This is a genomic window from Kitasatospora sp. NPDC058406 (assembly GCF_042722765.1).
Classification (GTDB): Bacteria; Actinomycetota; Actinomycetes; order Streptomycetales; family Streptomycetaceae; genus Kitasatospora.
Genome location: NZ_JBHXKE010000312.1, coordinates 1 through 8804, shown reverse-complemented (window position 1 = coordinate 8804; position 8804 = coordinate 1). Strand labels below are relative to the sequence as shown.

The 8804-nt window shown below is 72.7% G+C and carries 6 protein-coding genes and 2 pseudogenes; 4 read left to right on the top strand and 4 right to left on the bottom strand.

Features of this window, described 5'->3' with window-relative positions; all coding sequences use genetic code 11:
* From ACFWOG_RS36820 to ACFWOG_RS36805, 4 genes and pseudogenes are all read right to left on the bottom strand, one after another.
* Nucleotides 1-389 (bottom strand): SMP-30/gluconolactonase/LRE family protein (locus ACFWOG_RS36820; protein ID WP_380363772.1); only part of this gene is annotated, 389 nt, incomplete at its 3' end.
* Nucleotides 390-405: 16 nt separating this feature from the next.
* A pseudogene (locus ACFWOG_RS36815) lies at nucleotides 406-1290 on the bottom strand (sugar kinase); the annotation flags it as partial.
* 110 nt (nucleotides 1291-1400) lie between these two features.
* A pseudogene (locus tag ACFWOG_RS36810) lies at nucleotides 1401-2010 on the bottom strand (bifunctional 4-hydroxy-2-oxoglutarate aldolase/2-dehydro-3-deoxy-phosphogluconate aldolase).
* A 357-nt stretch (nucleotides 2011-2367) separates the two neighbouring features.
* On the bottom strand, nucleotides 2368-3063 hold the full coding sequence (locus tag ACFWOG_RS36805; RefSeq protein ID WP_380363770.1) for a FadR/GntR family transcriptional regulator: 696 nt from the start codon (nucleotides 3061-3063) through the stop codon (nucleotides 2368-2370).
* Between the two features lie 465 nt (nucleotides 3064-3528).
* Between ACFWOG_RS36805 and ACFWOG_RS36800 the strand changes: the two genes are divergently transcribed.
* The 4 genes from ACFWOG_RS36800 (at nucleotide 3529) to ACFWOG_RS36785 (ending at nucleotide 8751) form a co-directional block, all read left to right on the top strand.
* Entirely contained in the window at nucleotides 3529-5244 is a 1716-nt protein-coding gene (locus ACFWOG_RS36800; RefSeq protein ID WP_380363768.1) for an IlvD/Edd family dehydratase, read from the top strand.
* Complete coding sequence (locus ACFWOG_RS36795; RefSeq protein WP_380363766.1) at nucleotides 5244-6161, top strand: dihydrodipicolinate synthase family protein; 918 nt, start codon at nucleotides 5244-5246, stop codon at nucleotides 6159-6161. Before ACFWOG_RS36800 ends, ACFWOG_RS36795 begins: the two co-directional genes overlap by 1 nt.
* A 14-nt stretch (nucleotides 6162-6175) precedes the next feature.
* A complete protein-coding gene (locus ACFWOG_RS36790) occupies nucleotides 6176-6931 on the top strand; it encodes an SDR family NAD(P)-dependent oxidoreductase (RefSeq protein ID WP_380363764.1) in 756 nt (251 codons plus the stop codon).
* 851 nt (nucleotides 6932-7782) lie between these two features.
* On the top strand, nucleotides 7783-8751 hold the full coding sequence (locus tag ACFWOG_RS36785; protein WP_380363762.1) for a sugar-binding domain-containing protein: 969 nt from the start codon (nucleotides 7783-7785) through the stop codon (nucleotides 8749-8751).
* The last annotated feature ends 53 nt before the right edge of the window (nucleotides 8752-8804 follow it).

The window sequence follows — 8804 nt, the reverse complement described above, 5'->3', positions numbered from 1 at the left end:
GGCATGCTGCCGGCCCAGAACCGGCCGTGGGGGTCGCAGGCGCCGTCGTTCATGCGGGTGGGGACGCGTGCGTGGTCTTCGGGGCGGGCGAGCCAGTCGGTGGTGCCGTCGGGTGCGAGGAGGGCGATGCCGGTGCCGGCGGCGGCGATCCAGTGTCCGGGGCGGCCGGCGAGGGGGGCGACGGCGCCGAGGGGGACGGGCAGGCGCAGGAGTTCGCGGGCGGGGGCGGGGGCGGGGCCGGGGGCTTCGAGGAGGCGGCCGGTGAGGATGTCGGTGAAGATCAGGCGGTCGTCGACCCAGCGGGCGCCTTCGGCGAGTTGATGGGTGCCGCGGGCGTGGACGGTGATGCGGGGGCCGGTGGGGTGCGTGCGGGGGTCGGTGTGGTGCATGGGGGGGTCCTGGGGGTCAGCGCAGGGTGGTGCCGGCGGGGGTGTCGAGGAGGGTGAGGTCGGTGCGGGTGGGCAGGCCTTCCCAGTCGCCGCGGGTGGCGACGGCGAACGCGGCGGTGGCGGTGGCGCGGTGCAGGCGCTGCTCGGGGGTGAGGCCGTCGAGTGTCCCGGAGAGGTAGCCGGCGGTGAAGGCGTCGCCGGCGCCGATGACGTCCACGACGGGCACTGGTCGTGCGGGGGCGTGGTGGGTGCCGTCACGGGTGGTGAGGGTGGCGCCGTCGCCGCCGCGGGTGATGACGACGTCCCGGGTGCCCTGGGCGAGGAGGGCGGCGACGGTGTTCGCCTCGTCGAGGGCGGGGTCGGGGGCGACGAGGTGGAGTTCGTCGGCGGAGGCGATGAGGATGTCGGCGCTGCGCGCCAGAGGCCGCAGGACCTGCCGGGCCTGGTCGTGGGTCCACAGGCGGGCGCGGTGGTTGACGTCGAGGCTGACGGTGATGCCCAGTTCGTTGGCCCGGACGGCCGCGGCCAGGACGGTTCGGGCGGCACCCGGGCCGAGTGCGGGGGTGATGCCGGTGAGGTGGAGGATGCGGGTGCCGGGGTTCAGGGCGGGCAGGACGTCGTCGGGGCTCAGGGCGGATCCGGCGGAATGCCTGCGGTGGTAGTGGACGGTGGCGAGGTCGCCGATGCCGTCCTCGCGCACCAGCAGGCCGGTGGGCCGGCCCCGGGTGTCGGCGCGGGTGTGGGTGGCGTCGACGCCTTCGGCGCGCAGGGTGCGCAGGATCAGGGCGCCGAAGGGGTCGGCGCCGACCCGGCCGACCCAGGCGGCGTGGTGGCCGAGACGGGCGAGGCCGATCGCGACGTTGGCCTCGGCCCCGGCGACGGACAGTTCCATGGGCGGGGCGAGTTTGATCGGGCCGGTGGCCCGCAGCGCGGCCATCGCCTCCCCGACGGTCACCACCTCGGGAACAGCGACGGCGGGAACAGCGCGGGCGGGGGCAGGGGCGGGCGTGGTCATGCGGTCACCGCCCGGGTGAGGGCGGTGCGCCACTGTGCGGCGCGGGTGCGCAACGCGGTCTGGTCGCCGCCGTCGGCGGCGTCGCCGACCAGGGGCGCCCGCTCCGACGGCGACGGCTCCGGTGGCGAGGTAGGCGAGGGCGGCGGTGGCGTCGATGCCGCCGACGGGCACGAACGGCACGTCCGGGAACGGGGCGCGCAGCGCGTTCAAGTAGGCGGGGCCGCCGAACAGGGCGGGGAAGAGCTTGACGGCGAGGGCGCCTTGTCGGGTGGCCGCCATGACCTCGCTGGGTGTCAACGCGCCCATCAGAACGGGCAGTTCGGGCAGGTCGGGCACGAGGCCGGGGGTGACGAGGAAGGAGGCTCCGGCGTCGGCGGCACGGGCGGCGTCCTCGGCACTCAGCACGGTCCCCGCGCCCAGGAGCGCCTCGGGCCCGAGTTCGCGGCGGGCCTGGTCGATCACCCACAGGGCGTCGGTGGTGGTCAGGGACACCTCGGCGGCGGTGATGCCCTCCTCGGCGAGGGTCAGCACGGTTCGCAGCGCGGCGTCACGGTCACGCCCCCGCACGATCGCGAGGGTGCGGCAGGGCAACTCGGTCAGGATCACAGGGGTCTCCCCGTTGGTGGAACGGCCACAGGCGTCGGCGTCCGTGGGAGCCGGTCCCGCGCGTCATGGCCGCGTGCTCCGATGAGCCCTGCCTTTATAGTCGCCTAGCAGCCTAGTTGCCAAGAGCTTCGATGATGCCCTGCCGACGCCTCTCGAACACCGCTGCCCGCGCCATCCTTCGGGGGGCGCACGAGCCCGGGATCGTGGCGAGGGGTGCGCCGAGACCGGCGTCGACGCTGGATCCGCGCACCGGGGCACCCGTGACCGCCGGACCGACGCCCCAGGCCATGCGGCCCGGGGCGTCGGCGCGAGGCCCGGGACATGGCCGGCCGTCACGCCGAGCCGAGAGGCGCCGGGTCAGAATCCGAGGTCGCGACCGGTCTCCTCGATGTGGTCGGCCATGGCCTGGGCCGCGCGTTCGGGGTCGCCCGCGGTGATGGCGTCCAGGACGCGCCGGTGCGCCTCGATCGTGGTGCCTTGACCCTCGCCCCGCTGTTCGCGGCCGCGGTAGCTGGTGCGGCGCGCGTCGAGCAGGGCGCCGTTCATGGCGGCTAGGATGAACGAGAAGACCTCGGACGCGGCCAGGTCGGAGACCGCGTTGTGGAAGGCGAGGTCGGCCGCGATGAACGCCTCGGGGCTTGCTCCCGCGTCGAGCATGGTGTCCAGCGTGCGTTCGGCCTCCGCGGTGGAGCCGTGCCCGGCGGCGATGCGGGCCGCGGCGCGCCGGGCGAGTTCGCACTCGATCACCCGGCGGGTGTCGAGCAGGTCCCGCAGGGCCATCGACTTCTGGTTGAGCCGGAATTCGAGGATCTGGGTCAGGACGGCGGGCGACGGGGTCGCCACCCGCGCCCGCTTGCCCTGGCTGGAGACGAGGACACCCCGGGCGGTCAGGGTGCGGATCGCCTCGCGCACCGCGAGGCGATTGACACCGTGCCGTTCGGAGAGTTCGCCCTCGGCGGGAATCTCGTCGCCCGCGCGGAGTCGGCGCTGCTTGATCTCCTCGATGATCTCCCGTGCCACGGTGTCGCTCAGAGTCAGACGCTCGATCGTCATGCCGCCCACCCCGCTCCGGCGGTGTGCCCCGCGAGGCCGGCCCCGGGGGCGGCGGGAGGCGCGTCGGACGGCAGGAGTGGCGAGGGGAGACGATCAGCGTTCACCGGCGCCGTACTGCCACGACCGTTTCCGGGCGCGGCCGCGAAACGGCCGCCCGAGTCCCCGCCGCGCGATGCCCTCGGCGCGCGGCCCCCTTCGAGGTCCATGTTCATGCGCCCCTCCCTTTCCTCGGCTGCCGGTCGGATCCAGCATCAATGCTTGACAGCATAGCTGCTAAGCAACACTATCGAGCCCTGATTCACCAACGGCGGGCCCGAAACCATCCCGACCCAACCCCGCCGACCCGCCCCGGGCCTCGCGCCCGCAGGGATGTGAGTGGACCCGACATCGAGAAGGAGGGGTGGCGACCATGCTCCGGCAGCCCGCCGCACTACCCGCCCGCACGGCCACCACGGGTGGTGCGGCATGAGCCTCCTACGGAGTGCGACCTGGTGGGAGGACCCGGGCAAGGCCGGATTCATCGCCCGCCACCACATGCGCCAACTCGGCCTCACCCGCGACCAACTGTGCGACAAGCCGGTGGTGGGGATCTGCAACAGCTGGTCGGAGCTGACCCCCTGCAACGCCCACCTGCGGGTGCTGGCCGAGTCCGTGCGCCGTGGCATCACCGCCGCCGGCGGCCTCGCCCTCGAATTCCCGACCATGTCCATCGGCGAGCCGCTCATGCGGCCCACCTCCATGCTGTTCCGCAACCTGATGAGCATGGACGTCGAGGAGACCATCCGCGCCAACCCCCTGGACGCCGTCGTCCTGCTCGGCGGCTGCGACAAGACCTTGCCCGCCCAGCTCATGGGAGCGGTCAGCGTCGACCTGCCCGCCATCGCCCTGTCCGGCGGCCCGATGCTCACCGGCCGCTTCCGCGGCAACACGGTGGGATCCGGCACCGACATCTGGCGCATGAGCGAGGACCGGCGCGCCGGACGCGTCACGGAGGCCGACTTCGAGGAGTTCGAGGGCTGCCTGGCCCGCTCCGCCGGGCACTGCATGACCATGGGCACCGCCTCCACCATGGGCTGTGTCACCGAGGCCCTCGGCCTCTCCCTGCCCGGTGCGGCCGCCCTGCCCGCGGTCGACGCTCGCCGCGCCCAGCTCGCCGAGCAGTCCGGCGCCCGCGCCGTCGAACTCGCCCGCGAGGGCCTGCGCCCCTCCCACATCCTCACCCGTGAGGCGTTCACCAACGCCGTCGCCGTCAACACCGCCATCGGCGGCTCGACCAACGCCGTGCTGCACCTGCTCGCGATCGCCGGCCGCGCCGGCCTGCCGCTCGGCCTCGACGACTTCGACGCGGTCGGCCGCACCGTCCCGTTGCTCGCCGACCTGATGCCCAGCGGCCGCTTCCTGATGGAGGACTTCGCCTACGCCGGCGGCCTGCCCGCCCTGATGACCGAACTCGGCGACCTCCTCGACCACACGGCGCTCACCGTCACCGGCCGCACCCTCGGCGACAACCTCCAGGGCCACCAGGTCTGGAACCGCGACGTCATCCACACCCTCGACGACCCCGTGCAACCCGCCGACAGCGGCACCGCCGTCCTGCGCGGCAACCTCGCCCCCCGCGGCGCGGTCGTCAAACAGTCCGCCGCCTCACCCCGCCTCCTGCGCCACCGCGGCCCCGCCCTGGTCTTCGACACCATCGACGACTACCTGCGCGCCGCCGACGACCCCGACCTGCCGGTCGACGCCGACACCGTCCTCGTCGTGCGCAACCTCGGCCCCCGCGGCTACCCGGGCATGCCCGAACTCGGCAACCTCCCACTGCCCGCGAAACTGCTCGCCCAAGGAGTCGACGACATGGTCCGCATCTCCGACGCCCGGATGAGCGGCACCGCGTACGGCACCGTCGTCCTTCACGTGGCACCGGAGGCCGCGGTCGGCGGACCGCTCGCCCTGGTCCGCACCGGCGACACCGTAGAACTCGACGTGCCGGCCCGCACCCTGCACCTCGACGTCGACGACGACGAACTCGCCGCCCGCCGCACCGAGTGGACCCCGCCGGCCCGGGCGGGCGAGCGCGGCTGGACCCGCCTCTACGTCGACCACGTCCTGCAGGCCGACCAGGGCGCGGACCTCGACTTCCTCGTCGGCGGATCCGGCGACTGCCCCGCGAAGGCGCCCTTCTGATGACAGCCGATCTGCTCCGCGGCGTCATGCCGGTCCTCGAAGTACCGTTCACCGCGGACGGCGGCCTCGACCCCGACGGCTTCGACCGCACAGTGCGCCACGTCCTCGCCACCGGCGTCACCGCCGTCATGTTCCCCGGATTCGCCAGCGAGTTCCACAAACTCACCGACGACGAACGCGCCCTGCTCACCCACCGCCTGCTCGACATCACCACCCCCCGGCCCGACGTCGCCGCCGTCATCTCGATCCCCGACCACGCCACCCGCGTCGCCGTCGACCGCGCCACCGCCGCCGTCGCCGCCGGCGCCGACGCGATCAACCTGCTCCCACCCCACTTCCTCGGCCCGCCCCCCGCCGAAGTGCACCGCCACGTCACCGCCGTCCTGACCGCCGTCGCCCCCACCCCCGTCATCCTCCAGTACGCGCCCGCCCAGACCGGATCGGCCTTCACCGCGCGGGCCCTGCGCGACCTCGCGGCCGAGCACCCCAACCTGGCCGCCGTGAAGATCGAGACGGCGCTGCCCGGCCGACTGGCCGAAGACCTCGCCGCCGGAACACCCGCCCTGCGCTCCTTCGTCGGCTACGCCGGACTGCAGCTGGCCGACGCCCTGCGGCGCGGCGTCGCCGGGGTCCAGCCCGGCTGCTCGTTCACCGAGGTCTACCAGCGCATCTGGCGGCTGTGGCACGACGGCGACCAGGCCGACGCGCTCGCCCTGCACGCGAGACTCGTCCCCTACCTGGCCTACTGGATGCAGGAGGTCGAACTGATCATCATGGTGGAAAAGCACATCTCGGCCCGCCGCGGGCTCATCGACCACCCGCACTGCCGCCACCCCGCCCGCAGTCTCGACCCGCACGAGAGGGCCGGCGTCGACCGGTTCCTCGCAGAGTTCGACGACATCCTGCGGCCCCTCTGACACCGGAGCCGACCATGATCGACCTCACCGGCCGTGCCGTCCTCGTCACCGGCGCCGCACGCGGCATCGGCGCGGCCATCGCCGAGGCCGCGGCCCACGCCGGCGCCCGCGTCGGACTGCTCGACATCGACGCCGACCGTCTGCGCCACACCGCCCACCGCATCGGCCCCGCGGCCGCCTGGGCGGTCTGCGACATCACCCACGAGGACCAGATCGCCGACGCCGTCGCCGCACTGCGCGAGGAACTCGGCCCGGCCACCGGACTGGTCAACAACGCCGGACGCAACGCCTACGCCGACCCCCTCACCATGACCACCGACCAGTGGGACGAAGTGTTCGGCGTCGACCTCAAGAGCGCCTGGCTGATGGCCCGCGCAGTCCTGCCCGACATGTTGACCGCCGGCCACGGCTCCATCGTCAACATCGCCTCCATGCACGCCACCCTCACCTGCCCCGGCATGTTTCCCTACGCCGCCGCCAAATCCGGACTCGTCGGCCTCACCCGCTCCCTCGCCCTCGAAACCGGACCCCACGGCGTCAGAGTGAACGCCGTCAGCCCCGGCTACATCGAAACCGACCTCCTCACCGAGTACTTCGACCGGGAACCACCACAAGTCCGCCAGGCCGCCACCGACAAACACATCCTCGGACGCCTCGGCTCACCCCACGACGTCGCCACCGTCGTCACCTTCCTCCTCTCCGACGCCGCCGCCTTCGTCACCGCCGCCGACTGGGCCGTCGACGGCGGCGTCTCCGCCCGCTTCACCTGACCCACCAAACCCCGATGAAGTCGACCCGAGGAGCCGCCCGCGCCAACCCGCCCCCCACCCACGCCGACCGTGGCACGCTCGGCAGCTGATCGCCGCGCCCACACACCGACCGATCCGCGCCCGGGAGCGCAGCCGCGAACGGTTTCCCGTAGACACCCAACGACAGCGGGCCGCACCCTGGCCGCACGGTCGGAGGCATCGTGCGACGCCACGACGCCCGCCACCGCGAAACGCCTGCGCCGCCGACACACGCCCGCAGCAAAGCGGCAGCAGGAACCGGTCCAACCGACGCGCCAGGCCGGCGCCGCCTTCGTCGGACCGGAGAACGGATACCGCTTCGTCGCCGATACCTCCTCGCAGCCCGGGCAGTGTCGGCGACGGTTGAACCAGTTTCACCCGACACCGACAGGTGTCGACCCCGGCCGCCCGTGAGCGGAGAAACAGCGACCACGGCGGGATGCATGACGCGCTCGCTGTCGACGGGAGGGCTGCTGAAACAAACCCGCACATACCGCCATCGCTGTCGATCCGATCGGTGAGTCACACGCCTTCGAGACCGGACAAACCGGTGGCACGCCTCGACGATTCCGTACCCAACCCACCAGCGGCTTCGACACGGAGCGTTCTTCGTCGCCGTCCAGGGGACCGGCAAGCCGATCCCGCGCCGGGGCGCATTCGTATCGGGCGGGTGGCGGGCAGCTCCCCACCGGCCCGCCGGGACCGTCGCGCTGGGGGGTCTCGTCTCTGAGAGGTTCCGACGAAATGCGAATACCCGCGTTCCAGGTATTGCCATCCGTACCGGATGCCCCCTAAATCTACCTAGCAGCCTAGTTGCTACGAAGGGAAAGACAGTGTCGTCTCCTGACCCCCACACCCCCGCCCGCGCCGCCGACACGGCCCCGACGGGCATCTCCCGCCGCGGCATCCTCAAGAGCATGGTCGCCGCCGGCCTGCTCGCCGCCGTCGCCGGCACCGGCGACTTCTTCACCGCCGCACCAGCGGCCGCCGCCACGACCACCGCACTGCCCGTCATCCCCCCGCTGCCCGACACCGTCTCCGGTGTGGCCACCCCGCGCATCCCCCTCACCTCCGGCTGGCGCTACACCACCACCCCGCCCCCCTCCTTCTGGACGACCGCCACCAACACCTCCTCCTGGACGGCAGTCAACGTCCCAGGCGAACCCGCCATGCAGGGCCAGACCGTGCCTTCCAATCAGGAGTGCGCGTACTCCGTAAAGGTGGGCGTGCCGGCCGACTACGCCGGGCGCACGATCATGCTGCGCTTCGACGGCGTCTACAGCTACGCCCGCCTGTGGGTCAACGGAACCCTGGTAACCACCCACGACGGCGGCTTCACCACCTGGTACGCCGACATCACCGCGCTCGTCACACCGGGCCAACAGGCCACCGTGACCGTCGGCGTCACCGACCGGCCGAGCAGTATCGCGGGCCAGTCCGGCTACGCCAAGCACAACATCGGCGGGATCCTGCGCGACGTGACCCTCGTGGCACTGCCGGCCTCCCACCTCACCCGACTGCACACCGACACGACGTTCGACACCTCCTACACCAACGCAACCCTGACGGTAACCGCCGCCGCCGCGCTGGCGGCGGGAAAGACCGGAAACGTCGCGCTGACGCTCACGGACCCGGCCGGCCAGCCCGTCCCCCTCACCCCCGCCAGCATCACCCTGACCGGGGCGGCACCCCAGAAGGCGGTGGCGATCCCGGTCAACACCCCCCGCAAGTGGGACGCGGAGCATCCCAACCTGTACACCCTAAGAAGACATCTCATTTGGATAGCCGTCGGGTGCAGATGAGGGCTGCGGCGATGCTGGCGAAGGCTGCGAAGTGGTCGGCCTTGCGTTCGTAG

Bases quoted from the DNA above. Each gene is read 5' to 3' on its own strand.
- ACFWOG_RS36805 (WP_380363770.1), bottom strand. From the start codon at position 3,063: ATGACGATCGAGCGTCTGACTCTGAGCGACACCGTGGCACGGGAGATC.
- ACFWOG_RS36800 (WP_380363768.1), top strand. From the start codon at position 3,529: ATGAGCCTCCTACGGAGTGCGACCTGGTGGGAGGACCCGGGCAAGGCC.
- ACFWOG_RS36795 (WP_380363766.1), top strand. From the start codon at position 5,244: ATGACAGCCGATCTGCTCCGCGGCGTCATGCCGGTCCTCGAAGTACCG.
- ACFWOG_RS36790 (WP_380363764.1), top strand. From the start codon at position 6,176: ATGATCGACCTCACCGGCCGTGCCGTCCTCGTCACCGGCGCCGCACGC.